Source organism: Actinomadura formosensis NBRC 14204, assembly GCF_001552155.1.
Taxonomy (GTDB): Bacteria; Actinomycetota; Actinomycetes; order Streptosporangiales; family Streptosporangiaceae; genus Spirillospora; species Spirillospora formosensis.
Genome location: NZ_BCQQ01000019.1, coordinates 1 through 21,022, shown reverse-complemented (window position 1 = coordinate 21,022; position 21,022 = coordinate 1). Strand labels below are relative to the sequence as shown.

General features: G+C 70.1%; 22 protein-coding genes. 8 read left to right on the top strand and 14 right to left on the bottom strand.

Annotated elements, in window-relative coordinates:
- Positions 1–8: 8 nt before the first annotated feature.
- The 4 genes from AF1_RS07295 to AF1_RS07280 all read right to left on the bottom strand — a co-directional run bounded on the left by AF1_RS07295 (position 9) and on the right by AF1_RS07280 (position 3,097).
- Positions 9–266 (bottom strand): hypothetical protein, encoded by a 258-nt coding sequence (locus AF1_RS07295; protein WP_067794243.1) that lies wholly within the window; start codon positions 264–266, stop codon positions 9–11.
- Positions 267–295: 29 nt separating this feature from the next.
- Entirely contained in the window at positions 296–928 is a 633-nt protein-coding gene (locus AF1_RS07290) for a Uma2 family endonuclease (RefSeq protein ID WP_067794242.1), read from the bottom strand.
- 165 nt (positions 929–1,093) lie between these two features.
- Positions 1,094–1,822: a GntR family transcriptional regulator gene (locus AF1_RS07285; RefSeq protein ID WP_067794281.1), complete on the bottom strand. Its 729-nt coding sequence runs from the start codon at positions 1,820–1,822 to the stop codon at positions 1,094–1,096.
- Between the two features lie 93 nt (positions 1,823–1,915).
- Positions 1,916–3,097: an 8-amino-7-oxononanoate synthase gene (locus AF1_RS07280; RefSeq protein ID WP_067794241.1), complete on the bottom strand. Its 1,182-nt coding sequence runs from the start codon at positions 3,095–3,097 to the stop codon at positions 1,916–1,918.
- A gap of 75 nt (positions 3,098–3,172) precedes the next feature.
- On the opposite strand from AF1_RS07280, the gene AF1_RS07275 reads away from it, so the two are divergent.
- On the top strand, positions 3,173–4,858 hold the full coding sequence (locus AF1_RS07275) for a sensor histidine kinase (RefSeq protein ID WP_067794240.1): 1,686 nt from the start codon (positions 3,173–3,175) through the stop codon (positions 4,856–4,858).
- Positions 4,859–4,922: 64 nt separating this feature from the next.
- On the opposite strand, the gene AF1_RS07270 is transcribed toward AF1_RS07275, so the two are convergent.
- Both AF1_RS07270 and AF1_RS07265 read right to left on the bottom strand, forming a co-directional pair.
- Complete coding sequence (locus tag AF1_RS07270) at positions 4,923–5,183, bottom strand: WhiB family transcriptional regulator (RefSeq protein ID WP_067794239.1); 261 nt, start codon at positions 5,181–5,183, stop codon at positions 4,923–4,925.
- 285 nt (positions 5,184–5,468) lie between these two features.
- Positions 5,469–6,410 carry a diacylglycerol/lipid kinase family protein gene (locus tag AF1_RS07265; RefSeq protein WP_067794238.1) on the bottom strand — a complete coding sequence of 314 codons (942 nt, stop codon included), beginning with the start codon at positions 6,408–6,410 and terminating at the stop codon, positions 5,469–5,471.
- Positions 6,411–6,462: 52 nt separating this feature from the next.
- Between AF1_RS07265 and AF1_RS07260 the strand changes: the two genes are divergently transcribed.
- Positions 6,463–6,969, top strand: a complete 507-nt coding sequence (locus AF1_RS07260) for a hypothetical protein (protein WP_174548829.1) — start codon at positions 6,463–6,465, stop codon at positions 6,967–6,969.
- Between the two features lie 51 nt (positions 6,970–7,020).
- On the opposite strand, the gene AF1_RS07255 is transcribed toward AF1_RS07260, so the two are convergent.
- Together AF1_RS07255 and AF1_RS07250 are read right to left on the bottom strand one after the other, a co-directional pair.
- Positions 7,021–7,779, bottom strand: a complete 759-nt coding sequence (locus tag AF1_RS07255) for an RNA polymerase sigma factor SigF (RefSeq protein ID WP_026401215.1) — start codon at positions 7,777–7,779, stop codon at positions 7,021–7,023.
- A gap of 65 nt (positions 7,780–7,844) precedes the next feature.
- Positions 7,845–8,273, bottom strand: coding sequence for an ATP-binding protein (locus tag AF1_RS07250; RefSeq protein ID WP_067794237.1), 429 nt, complete (start codon positions 8,271–8,273; stop codon positions 7,845–7,847).
- A 182-nt stretch (positions 8,274–8,455) separates the two neighbouring features.
- Between AF1_RS07250 and AF1_RS07245 the strand changes: the two genes are divergently transcribed.
- Entirely contained in the window at positions 8,456–8,926 is a 471-nt protein-coding gene (locus AF1_RS07245; protein ID WP_067794236.1) for a GNAT family N-acetyltransferase, read from the top strand.
- 53 nt (positions 8,927–8,979) lie between these two features.
- Here AF1_RS07245 and sodN read toward each other — a convergent pair whose 3' ends face one another.
- Positions 8,980–9,381 carry a superoxide dismutase, Ni gene (gene sodN, locus AF1_RS07240; RefSeq protein WP_207393998.1) on the bottom strand — a complete coding sequence of 134 codons (402 nt, stop codon included), beginning with the start codon at positions 9,379–9,381 and terminating at the stop codon, positions 8,980–8,982.
- A gap of 203 nt (positions 9,382–9,584) precedes the next feature.
- On the opposite strand from sodN, the gene sodX reads away from it, so the two are divergent.
- On the top strand, positions 9,585–9,983 hold the full coding sequence (sodX, locus tag AF1_RS07235; RefSeq protein ID WP_084262532.1) for a nickel-type superoxide dismutase maturation protease: 399 nt from the start codon (positions 9,585–9,587) through the stop codon (positions 9,981–9,983).
- 45 nt (positions 9,984–10,028) lie between these two features.
- Here the strand turns inward: sodX and AF1_RS07230 are convergent, their stop codons facing one another.
- Positions 10,029–11,219, bottom strand: a complete 1,191-nt coding sequence (locus AF1_RS07230; protein ID WP_067794234.1) for an NAD(P)-dependent malic enzyme — start codon at positions 11,217–11,219, stop codon at positions 10,029–10,031.
- Positions 11,220–11,568: 349 nt separating this feature from the next.
- Here AF1_RS07230 and AF1_RS07225 point away from each other — a divergent pair, with 349 nt between their 5' ends.
- The 4 genes from AF1_RS07225 to AF1_RS07210 all read left to right on the top strand — a co-directional run bounded on the left by AF1_RS07225 (position 11,569) and on the right by AF1_RS07210 (position 15,261).
- A complete protein-coding gene (locus tag AF1_RS07225; protein WP_067794233.1) occupies positions 11,569–12,480 on the top strand; it encodes an ABC transporter substrate-binding protein in 912 nt (303 codons plus the stop codon).
- 3 nt (positions 12,481–12,483) lie between these two features.
- Positions 12,484–13,395 (top strand): amino acid ABC transporter permease, encoded by a 912-nt coding sequence (locus AF1_RS07220; RefSeq protein WP_067794232.1) that lies wholly within the window; start codon positions 12,484–12,486, stop codon positions 13,393–13,395.
- A 13-nt stretch (positions 13,396–13,408) separates the two neighbouring features.
- Positions 13,409–14,212, top strand: coding sequence for an amino acid ABC transporter ATP-binding protein (locus AF1_RS07215; RefSeq protein ID WP_067794231.1), 804 nt, complete (start codon positions 13,409–13,411; stop codon positions 14,210–14,212).
- 80 nt (positions 14,213–14,292) lie between these two features.
- Positions 14,293–15,261, top strand: a complete 969-nt coding sequence (locus tag AF1_RS07210) for a zinc-binding dehydrogenase (protein ID WP_067794230.1) — start codon at positions 14,293–14,295, stop codon at positions 15,259–15,261.
- A 25-nt stretch (positions 15,262–15,286) separates the two neighbouring features.
- On the opposite strand, the gene AF1_RS07205 is transcribed toward AF1_RS07210, so the two are convergent.
- The 4 genes from AF1_RS07205 to AF1_RS07190 form a co-directional block, all read right to left on the bottom strand.
- Positions 15,287–16,012 carry a PadR family transcriptional regulator gene (locus AF1_RS07205; RefSeq protein ID WP_067794229.1) on the bottom strand — a complete coding sequence of 242 codons (726 nt, stop codon included), beginning with the start codon at positions 16,010–16,012 and terminating at the stop codon, positions 15,287–15,289.
- Positions 16,013–16,016: 4 nt separating this feature from the next.
- The gene (locus tag AF1_RS07200) at positions 16,017–16,841 is read right to left on the bottom strand and encodes a DUF4097 family beta strand repeat-containing protein (RefSeq protein ID WP_067794228.1); all 825 of its coding nucleotides are present in this window, start codon (positions 16,839–16,841) and stop codon (positions 16,017–16,019) included.
- 88 nt (positions 16,842–16,929) lie between these two features.
- Positions 16,930–17,109 (bottom strand): DUF6104 family protein, encoded by a 180-nt coding sequence (locus AF1_RS07195; RefSeq protein WP_067794227.1) that lies wholly within the window; start codon positions 17,107–17,109, stop codon positions 16,930–16,932.
- Positions 17,110–17,210: 101 nt separating this feature from the next.
- On the bottom strand, positions 17,211–20,906 hold the full coding sequence (locus AF1_RS07190) for a multifunctional oxoglutarate decarboxylase/oxoglutarate dehydrogenase thiamine pyrophosphate-binding subunit/dihydrolipoyllysine-residue succinyltransferase subunit (RefSeq protein ID WP_067794226.1): 3,696 nt from the start codon (positions 20,904–20,906) through the stop codon (positions 17,211–17,213).
- Positions 20,907–21,022: the final 116 nt, after the last annotated feature.

Here is a 21,022-nt window from a genome sequence, read left to right as displayed (position 1 = left end):
CCGCGCGCTCACACGCTTCTGATCATCCGCTCTCGAATGATCTGCCGGATGTGGTCGAGTACGACCTTGCCATCGACGTCCTCGGCCCATGAGATGCCGACTTCGGTGAGAGTCCCCTCGTCCTGGTGATCGAGGACTTTGATCGATGCTTCTTCCGGCAGGAGAAGATGTCTCCGGATCTCCTCGCCGGTCATGTCCCGGGGATCTTCGGGGTAGGTCACGCCGTGGATCACGATCCCGGTCCGCTGATCGACGGTCGTCGCCATTGGGGGAATCGTGGCCGCGGGTTCGTTCCCTACTTCCATGGCCGCCAGCGGCTGGTCTCGATCTCGACGTTGAACGGCTCCGGCAACTGGATCGTCTCCCCGAACTCCCACGACTCCCCGTGCAGGTAGGCGCCCGTGGACCGGTCGGGAATGGAGTAGAGGGTCGTCTTGGCCTCCTTCGGCGATCGATCGACGAGGAGGTAGTAGGGAATCTCGACCTCGGCGTAGCCGGACCACTTGTTCGGGTTCGCCAGCCGCCTCCCACCCGTTGGCGGTCGGTCCTGCTCGGAGTTGCTCCGAGAAGTGACCTCTACCACCATCTCGATCTCGTCCGGCAGCAATCCGAAGGTGTCGGCTTCGCCGGCCGCGTCGAGTACATCCCTCTCCAGGACGAGGAGATCGGGAATGCAAGAGGGAGGCGCTGACCTCCGGTAGAGGTTGACGACCTGTGTGGACGTCCACGGGAAGTCGGGGTCCGTCATCGAGGCCGCCGTCAGCGCCTGACTGATGGCGCTGAGTATGCAGGCATGCGCCACGGTGGGTGCCGGTGACACGACGATATGACCCCCGATGATCTCGACCCGTAGTCCCTCGTACGGAAGATCGAGAAGGTCCTCCACCTCACCGCGCGTCCACATGTCGTACAGCGTGTCCTCGGACACGTCATCGAGACTGGAAACTGCGGTTTTTGTCACGTTCTGCGACCTTTCCCTCACGATCTGCTCCAGTCATCGTAGAGAAGGGGTGCACCCAGCGTAGCCAAAACCTTCGAACTTGTGGTCGAAGGTCGAGAAGTCGCCGGTCAGAGCCCGATCGGACGGGGAAGGTCAGCGGCTGAGGCGGGTGATGAACTTGTAGCGGTCGCCTCGGTAGAGGGACTGGGCCCACTCCACCGGCTGGCCCGTCGCGTCGAAGGCGTGGCGGGACAGCAGGAGCATCGGGAGGCCCACGTCCACGCCGAGGACCTGGGCGTCATGCGGGGTGGCGAGGACGGTCTCGATCGTTTCCTCGGCCTCGGTCAGGTGGACGTCGTAGGCGGTGGCGAGCGTCTCGTAGAGGGAGTGGTGGCGGGAGAGCTCGCGGCGCAGGCCGGGGAAGCGGCGGGCCGGGAGGTGGGAGGTGTCGATGGACATGGGCTCGCCGTCGGCGAGGCGGAGCCGGTGGACGCGCAGGACACGCCCGCCGGGCCGGATGCAGAGCAGGGCCGCGAGGCTCTCGTCGGCGCTGACGTAGCCGGCCTCCAGGATGCGGGTCTCGGGGCGCAGCCCGTGGTGCCGCATGTCCTCGGTGTAGCTGACGAGCTGGAGTTCCTGCGCGACCTTCGGCTTGGCGACGAAGGTGCCCTTGCCCTGGATGCGCTGGAGGCGGCCCTCGACGACGAGTTCGGCGAGTGCCTGCCGGACGGTGGTCCGGGACGTCTCGTACTTCTCGGCGAGGGTCCGTTCGGGCGGCAGCGGGCTGCCGGCGGGCAGCGACTGGATCAGCTCGACCAGCAGCTCTTTCAGCTTGTAGTACTTCGGGATCCGGGGCGCCTGGTTCGGGTGGCGCTTACCGATGCCGCCCAGCGAGACCCGGTCGAATCCGTGCTCGAACCCTCCCCCGTGCCGGGGCCCGCCCCTGACCTCCGTCACGGCATCTCCTCACGTTCATCATCGGTTTTCCCCGATGTTATGCGGGAGACTACGGCCGGTAGAACACCCTACCTCCGCCAGGGCCGCCCGCAGCCGGGTGAGGTCGCGCTCCTCCAGCGTGGCGCGGGCGGTGAGGCGCAGGCACGCGCGCCCCTTCGGAACCGACGGCGGGCGGAAGCAGCCGACACGGAGCCCATGCTCAGCGCAGATCTCGGCGGCCCGGAGCGCGGTGTGCGGCTCGCCGAGGAAGACGGGGACGACTGCGGCGGCGGGGTCGGCGGTCTCCAGGCCGGAACCGGCCGCGAGGTTTGCGATCAGCCTGGCCTGCCCACGCGCGCGCGTGGGCAGGCCCGGGTCGGATTCCAGGACGTCGAGGGCGGCGAGCGCGGCGCCGGCGGCGGGCGGGTTCAGGCCGGTGTCGAAGATGAACGACCGCCCGGTGTCGATCAGCGTCTCGATCACCTCGGGGGCGCCGAGCACCGCGCCGCCCTGGGACCCGAGCGATTTCGACAGCGTGAGCGTGAGGATCACGTCGGGTTCGCCGGCGAGGCCCGCGGCATGTGCGGCGCCCCGGCCCCCGTCGCCGACGACGCCGAGCGCGTGCGCCTCGTCGATCACCAGCAGTGCGCCGTGGGCCCGGACGGCCGCGTGCAGCGCGCTCAGCGGCGCGAGGTCGCCGTCCACCGAGAACACGGCGTCGGTGACCACGAGGGCGTTGTCCTCCTCGCGCTCGGCGAGGGCCCGCTCGACGGTGGCGGTGTCCCGGTGCGGGACGATCACGACCCGGGACCGCGACAGCCGGCACGCGTCCACGATCGAGGCATGGTTGACCTGGTCGGACAGCACGAGCGTGCCGGGCCCGGCGAGGGCGGTGATCACGCCGAGATTGGCGAGGAAGCCGGAGGAGAACACCAGGCCGGCGGCGCTGCCGGTGAACGCGGCGAGCCGCCGGTCCAGTTCGGCGTGCAGCTCGGTCGTCCCGGTGACCAGGCGCGACCCCGTCGAGCCGGTGCCCCACGCGCGGGCGGCGGCGATGGCGCCCGCGGCGAGCCGGGGGTCGCCGGCGAGCCCGAGGTAGTCGTTGGACGCCAGGTCGGTGAGCCCGTCGGGACGGGGCCGCAGTGTCCGGTGCAGCCCGTCCGCGGCGCGCCGCGCGGCCGCGTCCCGGAGCCTGGCCAGGGGATCTCGTCCTGCGGTCATGCCGGGAATCCTGCCAGGTCGCCCGCGGCCGGGGGACCGGCGCGGGTACCAAGGCCGATCGGCGATGATGGTCGTGTGCCTACCTTGACCGATCTGGTCCGTGATCACACCGATCTCACCGAGGCCGACCTGGAATGGCTGCACGCGCTGGTGTCCGACTGGCAACTGCTGGCCGACCTGTCGTTCGCGGACCTGCTGCTCTGGGTGCCGCTGCGGTCGGCGGACGCGCTGCCCGCCGAGCCGTCGTCCCGCGGCGGGCGCGTCCAGCGGGGCATGCTGGACACCGGCGCCACCGTCCCCGGCTGGGTGGCGATCGCGCAGATACGCCCGACCACCGGCCCCACCGCCTACCCCGAGGACCTCGTCGGCAAGGTCGTCCGGACGGGACGGCGCAAGCTGATCGACGTGGCGTGGCGGGAGCGCCGGATCGTCCGCGAGGGCGACCCGGAGTGGGGCAGCGGCATCCCCGTCCGGGAGGAGTCGATCCCGGTCCGGCGCGGCGCCAAGATCCTCGGCGTGATCCAGCGGAGCACGAACCTCAGCTCGGCGCGCACCCCGTCCCGGCTGGAGCTGACCTACCTGCAGAGCGCCAGCGACCTCGCCACGATGATCTCCGAGGGCCGGTTCCCGGTGCCGGGCGAGGAGCCGAACATGGTCCGCTCGCCGCGCGTCGGCGACGGGCTGATGCGGCTGGACCGTTCCGGCAAGGTCACCTACGCGAGCCCGAACGCGCAGTCGGCGTACCGGCGGCTCGGCTACCCGGCGGACCTGGTCGGCGAGGTGCTCGGCCGGATCACCGCGGACCTGTGCGACACCGGCGAGCCGATGGAGGAGGCGCTCAGCGTCGTGCTGTCCGGGCGGGCGCCGCGCGAGGTGGAGGTCGAGTCACGCGGGTCGATCCTGCAACTGCGGACGATCCCGCTGGTCGTCGGCGGGACGCGGATCGGCGCGGTCGTCCTGTGCCGGGACGTCACCGAGCTGCGGTGGCGGGACCGGGAGCTGATGACCAAGGACGCCACCATCCGGGAGATCCACCACCGGGTGAAGAACAACCTGCAGACGGTCGCGGCGCTGCTGCGGCTGCAGGCCCGGCGGCTGCAGATCCCGGAGGGACGGGCCGCGCTGGACGAGGCGGTCCGCCGCGTCGGATCCATAGCGATCGTGCACGAGACGCTGTCGCACACGCCGGACGAGCTGATCGACTTCGACGACATCGCGGACCGCGTGATCACGATGGCGGGGGAGGTGTCGACACCGGAGACCAAGGTCGCGCCCAAGCGGACCGGCAGCTTCGGCGTCCTGCCCGCGGAGATCGCGACGCCGCTGGCGATGGCGCTCACCGAGCTGCTGCAGAACGCGCTGGAGCACGGTCTCGCCGGCCGGTTCGGGACGCTGGAGGTCATCACGCACCGCTACGGGGAGGGGGAGGAGCCCCGCAAGCCGGGCGGCGTGCCGGTGTGGGGCGAATGGCCGGCGGCGGGCGCGCACGCGCCCCGTGCCCCGCACGAGGAGGCGGCGTCGCAGGAGCCGGGGGCGCAGGAGGCCCCGTCCGGCCGCCGGCTGGTGACGATCGTCGCGGACGACGGTGCCGGCCTTCCCGCGGACTTCGACGTGGAGAGCAGCGACAGCCTCGGCCTGCAGATCGTCCGCACCCTCATCATGGGCGAGCTGGGCGGCCGGCTGGACTTTCGGCCCCGGCCCGGCGGCGGCACCGAAGTGGTGGTCGACATCCCGCTGGACCACACCCACCGGCGGTACTGACGCGACGGCGCCACGCGCTCTCCTGCCGGGGGCTGGGAGGCGGTGGCGCCGTGAGGGCGGAGGGTCAGAGGCCGGCGTTCGCGCGGGCCCGGGCGCGGGAGGCGCGGCGCTTGAGCGCGCGGCGCTCGTCCTCGCCCATGCCGCCCCAGACGCCCGAGTCCTGGCCGGACTCCAGCGCCCAGCGCAGGCAGGCGTCGCTGACGTCGCAGCGCCGGCACACCTGCTTGGCCTCCTCGATCTGCAGGATCGCGGGCCCGGTGTTGCCGATCGGGAAGAACAGCTCGGGGTCCACGTCACGGCAGGCTGCGCGGTGGCGCCAGTCCATGCGGTCCACTCCTTCGTCAGGTGGTGGAGAAACTCCACTTTCGTGAACAATTTCACATGTTGCGAACGCCCAGGGTGGCGAGGGCCAGGTCCGGGGGTGAATGTTCGGCGGCGCCGTGGGGGGACCGGCGGCGTTGGGGTCCCTGGTCGGCGCACTTTGAGCGTGTCAGGGGCGTACGGGGGACGCAAGACCTTTGAGAAAGGATTCTCAAAGTATGGGTGTCGCATGTGTCACACCCGTGGGTCGGGCGTGTTACTTGGCTCTCACCTGGCTACCCGGGCGCGCTCAAATAACGATGCGTATCGCCTTCGGAACGGACCGGAACGTCACGCTGCGTTGTTCGCCGAGGTAGTCGCCGTCCAGTTGAAAGGCCATGGGACGCTCCGACCGCAGGGTGACCTCCGCCGCGTCGTGCACGTTCACGATGTGCCGTCCCTGCAGGGGACGCGTGCGCGCCGTCAGCATCTGGACCACCGCGCCGACCGTCGGGCCGATCTCCAGCGAACGCATCCCGAACACGTCCAGGCCGCGTCCGAAGTTCGCCTTCGGGCTCGGGTTCACCGGCAGCCGGCCCATGAAAGTCCACGGCGAGGTATTGGAGATGACCGCGAGGAACAGCCCCGATTTCGGCGGGCGTCCCGGCTGTTCCAAAGTGAGCGCGGGATGCCGCCGGTCGGTGCCGGAGAAGAAATGCCGGACGGCCGTCCGCACATACAGCGACGGGTCCGCGCGGGACCCCGCGTGACGCCGCCGCTCCACCTCCCGGACGACCTCGGCGTCCAGCCCGACACCCGCGCAGAACGTGAAATACCGCTCCGTGCCGCCCGGATGGCGGGCCGTGCCGAGCCCGACCGTCCGGTACCGTCCCGCACGCAGCGCCTCCAGCACCACCGTCGTCGCGCCGATCGGGTCGCCGGGCAGACCGAGCGCGCGGGCGAAGACGTTCGCGCTCCCGGACGGCAGCACCGCCAGCGCCGGCAGGTCGGCGGACGGCCCGTCCGCGAGCAGCCCGTTGACCGCCTCGTTCACCGTGCCGTCCCCGCCGAGCGCGATCACCACGTCGTAGCCGTCCACGGCCGCCTGCCGGGCCAGTTCGGTCGCATGTCCGCGGTGGCCGGTCTCGGCGAGGACGAGGTCGAGGTCGCCGGTGAAGGCCCGCATGAGGATGTCGCGGGCTCGCCGGGAGGTGGAGGTCGCCTTGGGGTTGGCGATGAGCATGGCGCGCACGGCGCCCAGGGTATGGGACGCGCACGTGAACGGGACGAGTAGGGTTCGGGGTGTGAGCAAGCGCCCCATCACCGTGCAGGCCGCCGCCGCCCTGGAGGCCGTGGAGGGCCTCGTCGCCGTCGGGTTCGGCGGCTACACCGGCGTGGAGACGGCCCTCGGCGCCGCCGTCGACCCCGCCAGCGCGATCGGGGTCACCGTGCTCTCCCTCGCCGGCGGTCTCGGCATGCTCGGCTGCGCGCGCGGGCTGCTGCGCGCCGACCAGTGGAGCCGCGCCCCCACGGTGCTCACCCAGTTGTTCGCGCTGCCGATCGCCTGGTCGCTGTGGCAGAGCGAACGTCCCGCCATCGCGATCCCGATGGGCGTGATCGCCGTCCTCGCGCTGATCGCCGTCCTCAGCCCGCCGACCACCGCGTGGCTGATGGAGGAGCACGACGAGGACGAGCGGGACGAGGAGAGGCCGCGGGAGGCCGCCGAACCCGTGAAGGCGGCGGCCACGGAACCGCGCTCGCTGGGGCGGCGCCTCAGGGACCGCCTCGGGGAACAGCCCGCGAAGGACTGAACGAACGCCGAAGGGCCCCGGGATCCGATCCCGGGGCCCCTGTGAACGGCCTCATTCGTCCGCCGTCAGGCCCTCGCGGAGCTGTGCCAGCGTGCGGGCGAGCAGCCGGGACACGTGCATCTGGGAGATGCCGAGCTCGGCGGCGATCTGCGACTGCGTCATGTTCCCGAAGAACCGCAGCAGCAGGATCTTCTTCTCGCGCGCGGGGAGCTTCTCCAGCAGCGGCTTGAGGGACTCCCGGTACTCGACGCCCTCCAGCGACTCGTCCACCATGCCGAGCGAGTCGGCCACGGCGGGAGCGTCCTCGTCACCGGAGTCGGGGGCGTCCAGGGACACGGTGGAGTAGGCGTTGGCGGACTCCAGGCCCTCCAGCACCTCCTCCTCGCTCATCTGCAGGTGCGCGGCCAGTTCGCTGACCGTCGGCGCCCGGCCTTCGCGCTGCGCGAGATCGCTGATCGCCTTGGTCAGCGACAGCTTCAGCTCCTGCAGCCGGCGCGGGACGCGCACCGCCCAGCCCTTGTCGCGGAAGTGCCGCTTGATCTCGCCGACGATCGTGGGCGTGGCGTACGTGGAGAACTCCACGCCGCGCTCCAGATCGAACCGGTCGATCGACTTGATCAGGCCGATGGTGGCGACCTGGATCAGGTCGTCCAGCCACTCGCCGCGGTTGCGGAAGCGGCGGGCGAGATACTCCACCAGCGGCAGGTGCAGCTCCACGAGCTGATCGCGGATGCGCTGGCGCTCCGGGTCGCCCTCGGGAAGCTCGGCGAGGCGCTCGAACAGTGCGCGGGCCCGCGCCCGGTCGGGCACCGCGGACTCCGATCGCTCGCTGCTCACACCGGCGATCGTCGTCTCCTCCGTCGTCGTCTTCTCCGTCACGGGGCCCCCGCCGCACCGCGCCGCTTCTGCAGCGTCACGGTGACCCGGTCGTCGGAGCCCACCGCGGCGTCCACCTCGCCCGCCAGGGACGACAGGACCGTCCAGGCGAAGGTGTCGCGGCTGGGCTCCTCACCGTCCACGGTCAGCACCGACACGGAGATCCGCATGGCGTCCCCGGTCAGCTCGAACTCACAGGTCAGGTCGGTCCCGGGCAGGGCCTGGGCGAGCAGCATCGCGCACGCCTCGTCCACGGCGATGCGCAGGTCCTCTATTTCGTCCAGCGTGAAGTCCAGCCTGGCCGCAAGGCCCGCGGTCGCTGTCCGCAGCACGGACAGGTAGGCGCTCGCGGCGGGCAGCTTCACCGTCACCACGTCGCGGACGGACAACTTCGTACTGGCCGGCATTGCAGCGGTTTCCTCGGTCACGTCACTCCCTCGCAGGATGGTCCCGCTGCTTTGAAACTACCGCCTGCGACGCGTGCCGCGAGACTTCGGCGCGCGTGGTTTTCTCACCAATGTCCGCGACGAGCGGAAAGAAGGTGCTCCGAATCACCCCGGGGGGAGGGCGCCGGGGGCGATGACCCGCGCCGCTCGAATAGCCTTCGCCTGTGATTCGGTATGCGACCCCGGACGACGTCCCGGACATCCTGCGGCTGATCCGCGAACTGGCGGAGTACGAGCGCGCCCCGCACGAGGTGAAGGCCACTGAGGACCAGGTGCGCGAGAGCCTCTTCGGCACCGACCCGAAGGTCTTCGCGCACGTTGCCGAGCACGACGGCCGCGTCGTCGGGTTCGCCGTGTGGTTCATCACCTACTCCACGTGGAACGGCACCCACGGCATCTACCTGGAAGACCTGTTCGTCGAACCGGAGTACCGCGGCCACGGCCACGGCAAGGCCCTCCTCACCGAGCTGACCCGCGTAGCGGACGACCGCGGCTACGAACGCGTCGAATGGTCCGTCCTGACCTGGAACCGCCCGGCGATCGGGTTCTACGAGGCCCTGGGCGCCCACCCCAAGGACGGGTGGACGGTCTACCGCATGACCGGCGACGCCCTCACCAGGACCGCCCGCTCCTGACGCGCCGCGGGGGCCGTCCGCGCACCGGACGGCCCCCGCGATCGCAGAGCAGGTCAGCCCTGCTTGGTCTCCCAGAAGATCTTGTCGATCTCGCTGATCTTGCCCAGCAGGTCCTCGGCGGCCTTGACGTCCATGGTGCCCTTGGTGCCGGCGGCGCCGGCGAGCTTGGTCGCCTCGTTGAACAGCTGGTGGAGCTGCGGGTACTTCTCGAAGTGCGGCGGCTTGAAGTAGTCGGTCCAGAGCACCCACAGGTGCTCCTTGACCAGCTGGGAGCGCTGCTCCTTGATCAGGATCGCCCGAGCGCGGAACTCCGGGTCCTCGTTGGCCGCGTACTTCTCGCAGATCGCCTTGACCGACTCGGCCTCGATCCGGGCCTGCGCCGGGTCGTAGACGCCACACGGCAGGTCGCAGTGCGCGGAGACCATGGTCTTCGGGCGCAGAAGCTTGAGCAACACCTGCGGTTCCCTTCCCTCGTTGCGGATCATGCTCAGGTCACCGACATTACCCTTGTGGCCCAGGGCCCGTCCGGCCAGGGCACTCGGTATTTCGGCCTAAGACCCGGGCCGCGAGCGGCCCGGAACCCTTCCAGCAGTGTTGTGACCGGCGTCCGCCGATGTATGCGGACGGACGATGTACAGGTGGACGGACAGGGAGAGTCATGCGCGTTCGCAGAGCGGCGCTTTGGGGGGCGGCCGGTGCCGCGGTGCTCGCGCTGGCCGGCGTGCGGCGGCTGCGGACGGTCGAGGTCTCCGGCGAGTCGATGCTGCCCGCGCTGCGGCCCGGGGACTGGCTGATCGTGCGGGCCGGGACACCGCCGGCCCCCGGCGCGCTCGTCGTCGCCGAGCACCCCGAGCGGCCGGGGCTCCTCATCGTCAAACGCGCGGGTCATCGCACACGGGGCGGCTGGTGGCTGGAGAGCGACAACCAGCGCGCCCCGGGCCGCCGGGACAGCTGGGATTTCGGTGCCGTCCCGGACGCCCTCGTCGTCGGCCGGGTCGTCGGCCGCTACCGGCCCCTCTCCCGGGCGGGCCTCCTGCACGCCGCGAGACGTGGATGAGCGCCGGAGGCACACCGGGCAGGCGTGCCTCCGGGCGCCGGCGGGTCAGATGCGGTTGACGCCCTCGCGGCGGGCCTGGTCGGCGACCGCGGCGGTGACGGCCGGGGCGACCCGGTCGTCGAACGGGTTCGGGATGATGTAGTCGGCGCTCAGGTCGTCGCCGACGATGCCGGCCAGGGCGTTCGCCGCCGCCAGCTTCATGCCCTCGGTGATCGAGTGCGCCCGGACGTCCAGCGCGCCGCGGAAGATGCCCGGGAACGCCAGCACGTTGTTGATCTGGTTCGGGAAGTCGCTGCGGCCGGTCGCGACGACCTTGGCGTGCCGCCGCGCCACCTCCGGATGCACCTCGGGGGTCGGGTTGGACAGCGCGAACACGATCGCGTTGTCCGACATGGTGGCGACGCACGACTCGTGGACGGTGCTGCCGGACAGGCCGATGAACACGTCCGCGCCGCGCAGCGCCTCCTCGGTGGAGCCCTTCAGGTGCGACCGGTTGGTGAGCGCGGCGATGCGCTCCTTGACCGGGTTCAGGCCGTCTCGGCCCTCGTGGATGAGGCCCTTGCTGTCGGACAGCGCGATGTCGCCGATGCCGCCCTCGATCAGCATCCGCGAGACCGCGATACCGGACGCGCCCGCGCCGGCGACGACCGCGCGAAGCTCCGACAGCGGCTTGCCGACGTGGCGGGCCGCGTTCTTCAGCGCGGCGAGCGCGACGATCGCGGTGCCGTGCTGGTCGTCGTGGAAGACGGGGATGTCGAGCGCGGCACGGAGCCGGTCCTCGATCTCGAAGCAGCGGGGGGCGCTGATGTCCTCCAGGTTGATGCCGCCGAAGCTCGGCGCCATCCGGATCACGGTGTCGACGATCTCGTCCACGCCCGTGCAGTTCAGCGCGATCGGCACCGAGTCGACGTCCGCGAACTCCTTGAACAGCAGCGACTTGCCCTCCATGACCGGCATGGAGGCGGCGGGGCCGATGTCGCCGAGGCCGAGCACGGCGGTGCCGTCGGTCACGACGGCGACGACCCTGGACGTCCACGTGTAGTCGTAGGCGAGTTCGGGGTTGTCGGCGATCGCGGTGCACACGCGGGCGACGCCCGGCGTGTAGGCCAGCGAAAGATCGTCCTTGTTGCGGACCGGGATGGTCGACCGCATCTCCAGCTTGCCGCCGCGGTGCAGCGGGAAGGCCGGATCGTCGTCCAGTGAGAGCGGTTCGGTGGTAATGGGCTCAGCAGCCACAGCGACCCCTGTCAGTGAAAGTTGGCTTTCTTGCGATGCCGCCGCGGTGGTGGTGGCGTGGTGGCCTGGCACCTGGTGGTCATCTCGCGACGTACGGGGGTCACCCGTTGTCCGATTGTGCCACACGCGATGACGCGCCTCCGCTGGCCGGGGTGGGTGTTGACCATCACGTGACGGTGGCCACACGTATCCGGTCCGTAGCGGAAAACGGAGGTCGGTGGAACGTTCCGGAGCTTCCTCGTTGCGTGATTGTTTTGGAGACTTTATCCAGATCAGGGATGTTATACGTCAAACTGTGCATCTGACCTTCGGATCTTTGGATCCGACGAAACGATCTGGAGGGGGACCTGTGACCACCGGTTCTCTGCGCCGTCGCGTTGCCGCGGCGGGCGCGCTCGTGCTGACAGGTGCCCTCGCCCTGTCGGCGTGCGGCGACAGCAACGACTCTGGCGACTCCGGCGGCACCGCCGCCTCGAACACGAGCGTGGACAGCAAGCTCGCGGCCATGGTCCCGGACGCGATCAAGAGCGATGGCAAGATCTCGGTCGGCTCGGACGCGTCGTATCCGCCCAACGAATCCGTCGACCCGGCGACCCAGAAGATCGTCGGATGGGACGTCGACCTGTTCAACGCCGTCGCGGCCAAGCTCGGCCTGAAGACCGAGTACCACAACGCGGGCTTCGACACGATCATCCCGGGCGTCCAGTCCGGCAAGTACGAGATCGGCGTCTCCTCCTTCACCGACAACAAGGAGCGGGAGAAGGTCGTCGACTTCGTCAGCTACTACAGCGCGGGGATCGCCTGGGGCGTGCTCAAGGGCAACCCCAAGGGCGTCAACCCCGACGACGCCTGCGGCAAGAGCATCGGCGTCCAGCAGGGCACCGTGGAGGTCGAGGACCTCACGGCGCGCAGCAAGAAGTGCACCGACGCGGGCAAGCCGCCGATCAAGCAGGTCGTCCGCAAGCAGCAGACCGAGGTCAACAACGACCTGGTCGCCGGCAAGGTCGACGCGATGGCGGCCGACTCGCCGATCGTCGGCGGCGCGGCCAAGAAGACCGGCAAGCTGGAGATCATCGGCCAGGTCTACGACACCGCCCCCTACGGCTACGCGATCGGCAAGGACTCCGGCCAGTTCAAGGAAGCCGTGCTCGGTGCGCTGAAGGCACTGATAGCGGACGGCACCTACAAGAAGATCCTGGTAGAGAACGGGGTGGAGAGCGGCGCGATCACCGACCCGGCGATCAACGCGGCGCAGAGCTGATCCATGGCCGTCGACAACGACGTCGAAAGGGGACGGCCGGAAGCGATCAAGGCCGTCCCCGTCCGGCACCCGGGACGCTGGCTCGGCGGAGCCGTCGTCCTCGTGCTGGTCGCAATGTTCCTGCACTTCCTGCTGACCAGCAAGGCGCTCGACTGGTCCGAGCAGTGGAAGTACCTGTTCTCCAATGCGGTGCTCAAGGGCGTCCTCAACACCGTGTGGCTCACGCTGGCCGCGATGGTCGGCGGTGTGGTGCTCGGCATCATCCTCGCGCTGATGCGGCTGTCGGCCAACCCCCTGCTGAGCGGTGCTGCGTGGGTCTACCTGTGGTTCTTCCGCGGGACCCCGCTCTACACCCAGCTGCTCATCTGGGGCGCGATCGGCACGCTGTTCCCCACGGTCGGGATCGGCATCCCGTTCGGGCCCGAGTTCGAGACGTGGAAGACGCAGGAGCTGGTCAACGCCGCGCTGGCCGCGGCGCTGGGGCTGATCCTCAACGAGGCCGCCTACATGGCCGAGATCGTCCGGGCCGGCATCCTGTCGGTGGACGAGGGGCAGCAGGAGGCCGCGAGCGCGCTCGGCATGTCCCGGATGCAGACCATGCGCCGGATCGTGCTGCCGCAGGCGATGCGCGTGATCGTCCCGCCGACCGGCAACGAGGCGATCTCGATGCTGAAGAACACCTCGCTGGTCGCGGCCATCCCGTACTCGGAGCTGACGTTCACGGCGCAGACCATCTACGCCAACACCTACAAGATCATCCCGATGCTGGTGATGGCCTGCCTGTGGTACCTGCTGATCTCCTCGGTCATGATGGTCGGGCAGCACTATCTGGAACGGCACTACAGCAAGGGCACCAGCAGGGGAGGCGCGGCCAGACAGCGGCTCCGCTTCCGCGGCGGGGGCGGCGGCCAGTGAACGAGGTGAGGACATGACGAGCGATCTCCTCCCCAAGGGGCCCGCGCCCGAGAGCGGCGGCCTGATGGTCAAGGCCGAGGCGGTGCACAAGTCGTTCGGGCGGCTGGAGGTGCTGAAAGGCATCGACCTGGAGGTGAAGCCCGGCGAGGTGATGTGCGTCGTCGGGCCGTCCGGGTCCGGCAAGTCGACGTTCCTGCGCTGCATCAACCACCTGGAGAAGATCAACGCGGGACGGCTGTGGGTGAACGGCCACCTGGTCGGCTACCGCGAGCACGGCGGCAAGCTCTACGAGCTGCGCGACAGGGAGGTCGCCGCGCAGCGCCGCGAGATCGGCATGGTGTTCCAGCGGTTCAACCTGTTCCCGCACATGACGGCGCTGGAGAACGTCATGGAGGCGCCCTGCCGGGTCAAGAAGCAGCCGAAGGCGCAGGTCAGGGAGCGCGCCATCGCGCTGCTGACCCGCGTCGGGCTGGGCGACAAGGTGGAGAACTACCCGGCGCAGCTGTCCGGCGGGCAGCAGCAGCGGGTGGCCATCGCGCGGGCGCTCGCCATGGAGCCGGCGCTGATGCTGTTCGACGAGCCGACGTCCGCGCTCGACCCGGAACTGGTCGGCGAGGTCCTGGAGACCATGAAGCAGCTCGCCCTCGACGGCATGACCATGGTCGTGGTCACCCACGAGATGGGCTTCGCCCGCGAGGTCGGCGACTCCCTGGTCTTCATGGACGGCGGCGTCGTGGTCGAAGAGGGAACCCCCCGCGACGTCCTGACCAACCCCCAGCACCGGCGCACCCAGGACTTCCTCTCCAAGGTCCTGTGACGCTCGCCCGGCAGCCGGCCCGTCCTCTCGCCCGGGGGGCGGGCCGTTCGCCGTGCCGGCCGGACGGTTAGTGTCGGTTCATGTTCGCTGTCACGGCCACGCAGATCGACGCAGACAATCCGCTGAACGGGCTGACGCTGGGGGAGCGGCCCGAACCCGAGGCACCGGACGGGTGGACGACCGTCACGGTGCGGGCCGCCGCGCTCAACCACCACGACCTGTGGTCGCTGAAGGGGGTGGGGCTGCCCGCCGAGAGGCTCCCGATGATCCTCGGCTGTGACGCGGCCGGGGTGGACGAGGACGGCAACGAGGTCATCGTCCACTCGGTCATCGGCGACCCCGACCGGGGCGGCGGCGATGAGACCCTCGACCCGAAGCGGTCGCTGCTGTCGGAGGTCCACCAGGGGACGCTGGCGGAGAAGGTCGCGGTGCCGCGGCGCAACCTCGTCCCCAAGCCCGCCGAGCTGTCGTTCGAGGAGGCCGCCTGCCTGCCGACGGCGTGGCTCACCGCCTACCGGATGCTGTTCGACAAGGCGGGGTTGCAGCCCGGGGCGTCCGTGCTCGTGCAGGGGGCGGGGGGCGGGGTCGCGACGGCCGCCATCGCGCTGGCCTCGGCCGCGGGGTACCGCGTCTACGCGACCAGCCGGAGCGAGGCCAAGCGCAAGCGCGCCGGGGAGCTCGGGGCGGACGCCGCGTTCGAGCCGGGGGCGCGGCTGCCGGAGCGGGTCGACGCCGTCATCGAGACCGTCGGGCAGGCGACCTGGTCGCACTCGCTGAAGTCGCTGCGGCCCGGCGGGCGGATCGTGGTGGCCGGCGCCACCAGCGGCCAGGCGCCGCCCGCGGAGCTGAACCGGGTGTTCTTCCTGCAGCTGTCGGTGGTCGGGTCCACCATGGGGACGCGGGCACAGCTGGAGCGGCTCGCGCGGTTCCTGGCCAAGACGGGCACCAGGCCGCTGATCGACCGGACGCTGCCGCTGAGCCGGGCCCGCGAGGGGTTCGCCGCCATGGCGGAGGGTGACCTCTTCGGGAAGATCGTCTTCACACCGTGAGACCGGGGGGCCGTGGCCCTGCCGGTCACGGCCCTTCTTTGCGGAAGATCTCGTTCTTCAGGCGCTCTCGGGCCTCGTCCAGGATCGCCTGTGCGGCGGTGAGGGCGTCGTCGTCGAGGCGGGCCTTCTTCGCCGACTTGCGGACGTCCTCGACGAACTTGCGGAGCAGGCGCTCCAGCTTGAGACGGGCGACGTCCTCGGGGGTGCCGGTCGCCGTCTTCCAGGCGTCGTCCCAGTTCTGCCGCCACTCCTCCTTCCACGCCTGCTTCTGCTCGCGCCAGTACTCCTTCTGCCGCCGCCACTCCTCCTTCTGCCGCTCGGTGGTCTCCTTCCACGCGTCCTTGGACGTGGTCTTGCCCTGTCCGCGCATCGTCCGCGCGGCCTCGGTCAGTTCCTCGCGCAGCGTCCGGACGGTCTGCCGGACGTCCTCCTGCACGCCGCGTGCGAACTCCTGCGCCGAGGCGGCGATCTCCTCCTCCAGCTCGGCCAGCTCGTCCATCCGGCGTTCCAGCTCCTCGCGGCCCTTGTCGGTCAGCGAGTACACCTTCTTGCCCTTGATCACCTCGTGCGTGACGAGGCCCTCGGACTCCAGCCGGGCCAGCCGCGGGTAGATCGTGCCGGGGGAGGGCGAGTAGACCCCGAGGAACCGGTCCTGCAGCAGCCGGATCACCTCGTAGCCGTGCCGCGGGCTCTCCTCCAGCAGCTTCAGCAGGTACAGCCGCAGGCGACCGTGGCCGAAGACGGGGCTCACGTCGTCACTTCTCCATTCGGGGGGTGGTGATCTCGGGGGTGTCGTCGTCGCGGCCGAGGAGGGTGATCGAGCCGGACACCGTGTTGACGGTCAGCCGTGCGGTGCCGTCCCCGATCTTGCCGGTGACGCTCTGCGCGATGGTCCGGTCCCGCCGGCCGAGCTCGGGGAAGGACGTCTCGATCCGCCCGGCGGCCGAGTTCAGCGTGACCTGCGCGCCGGCCGCCTCGGGGACGCGCAGCGCCACCTCGCCGGACACCGTGTTGGCCTCCACCCTGGCGTCGCCGGACAGGGCGATGTCGGCGGCGATGCGCCCGCTGACCGTGCGGGCGGCGAGAGTGCCGATGGACGCGCCGGCCAGCGACAGGTCGCCGGCGACGGACGTGAACGAGACCGTCCCGTCCAGGCCCTGCGCCTCGATCGCGCCGGACACGGTGCCCGCGTCGATGGTGCCCGCCACCCCGTCCAGCGTCACGTCGCCGGACGCGCTCTTGATGGACGTGCGGGTCGTCATGCCGGTCACCACCGCGTCCGCCGACACGAGGTTCAGCGAGACCGGGCAGTCGTGCGGGACGGTCACCGTGATCGTGGCCCGGCACTTGTGGGTGCGCAGCCAGCTCAGCACGCCCTCCCACAGCTTCTCGTGGGTGACGGTCAGCATGCCGGCCTCGTGCGTGACCATCAGCGGCGGGCCCTCGACATCGCCGATCATGATGGACGGGCGCTCGTCGGAGGCCAGTACCGAGACGCTGCCCGCGATCAGCGTGACGCGCAGCGCGACCACGCCGTCGAAGTCCAGGGTGGTGGGTTCCTCGATCGTCCAGCGCGACATCGCGACGCCCTTCGTCCGGCTCCTTGATCCAGTGAACACGATATGTCGCGTTCCCGGAAAGTCAAGACATGTCGTGTTTATGATCGAGTCAGTCGTCCTCGTCGTCGTCCAGCCGGGCAAGCCAGGTGGCCAGGCGGTCGACGGGTGTCTCGAACTCGGGGTTCAGATCGACGAACTCGCGCAGCCGCTCCGCCAGCCACGTCAGGCTGACCTCCTCCGCGCCGCGCCGCTCCGTCAGTTCCTCGATGCCCCGATCGGTGAAGTACATGAGCCGATGTCTTCTTTCTGCGATCCTGCCCTCGGGACACCGAGGGCCCCGGCGCGACGCACCGGAGCCCTCGGGTCTGGGTGATTCCTTGTCGTGTCCGGCTACTTCTGCTCGAACAGTCTCGCCAGCAGAGCCTCCTGCTCCGCCTGGTGCAGCTTCGCCGACCCCACCGCGGGCGACGAGGACGCCGGGCGCGACACCCGCGACATCTTCAGGCCCTCGATGTGATGCGGCAGCTTCAGCGCCATGAACGGCCAGGCGCCCATGTTGGCGGGCTCGTCCTGCACCCACACGACCTCGGCGTCCGCCGGGTACTTGGCCAGCTCCGCCTTGATCTCATCCACCGGCGGCGGGTACAGCCGCTCGACCCGGACGACCGCGGTGTCGTAAGCGCCGGCCTCCTGCCGGGCCTTCACCACCTCGTAGTAGATCTTGCCGGTGGTGAGCAGCACCCGCCTCACACCCGCCGGGTCGACCGCCGGGTCGCTCTCCGGGATGACCGGCTGGAACGCACCGCCGGTGACCTGCCCGACCGGGGACGTGGCCGCCTTCAGCCGCAGCAGCGACTTCGGCGTGAACACGACCAGCGGCTTCTTCCGGCCCGACAGCACCTGCCAGCGCAGCAGGTGGAAGTAGTTCGCCGGCGTGGTCGGGTAGACGACCGTCATGTTGTCCTGCGCGCACAGTTGCAGGTACCGCTCGATCCGCGCGGACGAGTGGTCGGGGCCCTGCCCCTCGTAGCCGTGCGGCAGCAGCAGCACGACGCTGGAGTGCTGGCCCCACTTCTGCTCACCGGACGAGATGTACTCGTCCATCACCGACTGGGCGCCGTTGGCGAAGTCGCCGAACTGGGCCTCCCAGCAGACCAGCGCGTCCGGGCGGGTCATCGAGTAGCCGTACTCGAAGCCCATCGCCGCGTACTCGCTGAGCAGCGAGTCGTGCGCGTAGAACTTCGACACGCCCTGCCCGAACTGCTTCAGCGGCGTGTACTCCTCGCCCGTCCTGCGGTCGACGAGCACCGCGTGCCGCTGGCCGAACGTGCCGCGCCGGGTGTCCTGCCCGACGAGCCGCACCGGGTGGCCGTCGATCAGCAGCGAGCCCATCGCCAGCAGTTCGCCGGTCGCCCAGTCGATCGCGTCGTCCTCGATCATCTGGGCGCGGCGCTGCAGGATCGGCTGGAGCCGCGGGTGCGGGGTGAAGCCCTCCGGCAGCGCGACCTGGGTTTCGATGATCCGCTTGACGGTCTCCGGCGGGATCGCCGTCCCGGTCTTGCCGTGGTCGATCGGGATGCTCTCCTCGACGTCCGGCTTTACGACCGAACCCGGTTCGAGCGGCTTCTTCACCGCCTCGCGGGTCTCGGTGAAGGCCCGCTCCAACTGCTCCTGGTAGTCGCGGAGCGCCTGCTCGGCCTCCTCCACCGTGATGTCGCCGCGGCCGATCAGCGCCTCGGTGTACAGCTTGCGCACCGAACGCTTCGCGTCGATCAGGTCGTACATCAGCGGCTGGGTGAACGACGGGTTCTCACCCTCGTTGTGGCCCCGGCGCCGGTAGCAGACCATGTCGATGACGACGTCCTTCTTGAACGTCTGCCGGTACTCGAACGCCAGCCGCGCCACCCGCGCGCACGCCTCCGGGTCGTCGCCGTTCACGTGGAAGATCGGCGCCTGGATCATCCGGGCCACGTCCGTCGCGTAGACGGTGGACCGCGAGTACTCGGGGGCGGTGGTGAAGCCCACCTGGTTGTTGATGATGACGTGGACGGTGCCGCCGGTGCGGTAGCCGCGCAGCTGCGACAGGTTCAGCGTCTCGGCCACCACGCCCTGCCCGGCGAACGCGGCGTCGCCGTGGAGCAGGATCGGCAGCACGGTGAACCCGGCCTCGCCGACGTCCAGCACGTCCTGCTTGGCGCGGACGACGCCCTCCAGCACCGGGTCGACCGTCTCCAGGTGGGACGGGTTCGCGACCAGCTCGCAGTGGATCTTGGAGCCGTCGCTCGCGACGAAGTCGCCGGACGCGCCGAGGTGGTACTTCACGTCACCGGAGCCCTGCGCGCTGCGCGGGTCCAGGTTGCCCTCGAACTCGCCGAAGATCTGCCCGTAGGACTTGCCGACGATGTTCGCGAGGACGTTCAGCCGGCCGCGGTGCGCCATCCCGATGACGACCTCGTCCAGGCTCGCCTTCGCCGCCGCCGAGATCACCGAGTCCAGCAGCGGGATGACCGACTCGCCGCCCTCCAGCGAGAACCGCTTCTGCCCGACGAACTTCGTCTGCAGGAACGTCTCGAACGCCTCGGCGCTGTTCAGCCGGCGCAGCACGTGCAGCTGCTCCTCGCGCGACGGCTTGTCGTGCGGGACCTCCACGCGCTCCTGGATCCAGGCGCGCTCCTCCGGGTCCTGGATGTGCATGTACTCGATGCCGACCGTCCGGCAGTACGCCATCCGCAGCACGCCGAGGATTTCGCGCAGCTTCATCGTCGGCTTGCCGCCGAACCCGCCGGTCGCGAACTCGCGCTCCAGGTCCCACAGGGTGAGGCCGTGCTTGAGGATGTCGAGGTCGGGGTGGCGGCGCTGCTTGTACTCCAGCGGGTCGGTGTCGGCCATCAGGTGGCCGCGGACCCGGTAGGCGTGGATCAGCTCGTGGACACGGGCGACCTTCGCGACATCGTCCTCATGCGAGGCCGAGATGTCCTTGACCCAGCGCACCGGCTCGTACGGGATGCGCAGCGCCTCGAAGATCTCGTCGTAGAAGCCGTCCTCACCGAGGAGCAGCTCGTGGATGCGGCGCAGGAAGTCGCCCGACTGCGCGCCCTGGATGATCCGGTGGTCGTAGGTGGAGGTCAGCGTCATGACCTTGCTGATCCCCATGCGGGACAGGGTGTCGCTGGACGCGCCCGCGAACTCGGCCGGGTACTCCATGGCGCCCACGCCGATGATCGTCCCCTGGCCGGGCATCAGCCGCGGCACCGAGTGGACGGTCCCGATCGTGCCCGGGTTCGTCAGGCTGATCGTGGTGCCCTGGAAGTCGTCAAGGGTGAGCTTGCCGCCCCGCGCCTTGCGGACGATCTCCTCGTAGGCGGCCCAGAACTGGCGGAAGTCCAGTGTCTCGGCGGCCTTGATGCTCGGCACCACGAGCTGCCGCGAGCCGTCGCTCTTCTGCAGGTCGATCGCCAGCCCGAAGTTGACGTGCTCCGGCCGGACCAGCACCGGCTTGCCGTCCACCTCGGTGAACGCGGCGTTCATCTCCGGCATCGCCGTGAGCGCCTTGACGATCGCGTACCCGATCAGGTGCGTGAACGAGACCTTGCCGCCGCGCCCGCGCTTGAGGTGGTTGTTGATGACGATGCGGTTGTCGATCAGCAGCTTCGCCGAGACGGCCCGCACGCTCGTCGCCGTCGGCACGCCGAGGCTGGCCTCCATGTTGGTGACCGTCCGGGCGGCGACACCGCGCAGCCGGACCTCCTCGGCGCCCGCCGGCACCGGCGGCGGAGCCGGCTTCGGCTCCGCCTTCGGCGCGGGCGCCTTCGACGGTGTCACCGGGCGCTGCGCTGTCGGCGGAGCGGCCGCGGTGCCGTTCGCGGCCACCGTGGCCGCGCTCTCGGTGGACGCCTGGGGGGACGCCGGGGTCACCGGCGACGGCCGGCTGTCCGGCCGGTAGTCCGCGAAGAAGTTCCACCAGGCTTCGTCAACGGAGTTCGGGTCTTCGAGGTACTTCTGGTACAACTCGTCGACCAGCCACTCGTTGGCGCCGAAATCTGGGATCTGTGGGTCGGCACTTGTTTGCGACGACTCTGTCGACACGGCGGAGATCGCCCTCTTCCGCTGCTCGCAGGTGAGTTCTGAGACGCGTCCCAGGCTACCGTGTTTATTGCTTCGCTCTCGGCGTCATGCGCTAGCGCGCACTCCTTCCACGAGCG

Bases quoted from the DNA above. Each gene is read 5' to 3' on its own strand.
- AF1_RS07270 (WP_067794239.1), bottom strand. From the start codon at position 5,183: ATGGACTGGCGCCACCGCGCAGCCTGCCGTGACGTGGACCCCGAGCTG.
- AF1_RS07215 (WP_067794231.1), top strand. From the start codon at position 13,409: ATGACGAGCGATCTCCTCCCCAAGGGGCCCGCGCCCGAGAGCGGCGGC.
- AF1_RS07200 (WP_067794228.1), bottom strand. From the start codon at position 16,841: ATGTCGCGCTGGACGATCGAGGAACCCACCACCCTGGACTTCGACGGC.
- AF1_RS07210 (WP_067794230.1), top strand. From the start codon at position 14,293: ATGTTCGCTGTCACGGCCACGCAGATCGACGCAGACAATCCGCTGAAC.
- AF1_RS07280 (WP_067794241.1), bottom strand. From the start codon at position 3,097: ATGACCGCAGGACGAGATCCCCTGGCCAGGCTCCGGGACGCGGCCGCG.
- AF1_RS07195 (WP_067794227.1), bottom strand. From the start codon at position 17,109: ATGTACTTCACCGATCGGGGCATCGAGGAACTGACGGAGCGGCGCGGC.
- AF1_RS07295 (WP_067794243.1), bottom strand. From the start codon at position 266: ATGGCGACGACCGTCGATCAGCGGACCGGGATCGTGATCCACGGCGTG.
- AF1_RS07220 (WP_067794232.1), top strand. From the start codon at position 12,484: ATGGCCGTCGACAACGACGTCGAAAGGGGACGGCCGGAAGCGATCAAG.
- sodX (WP_084262532.1), top strand. From the start codon at position 9,585: ATGCGCGTTCGCAGAGCGGCGCTTTGGGGGGCGGCCGGTGCCGCGGTG.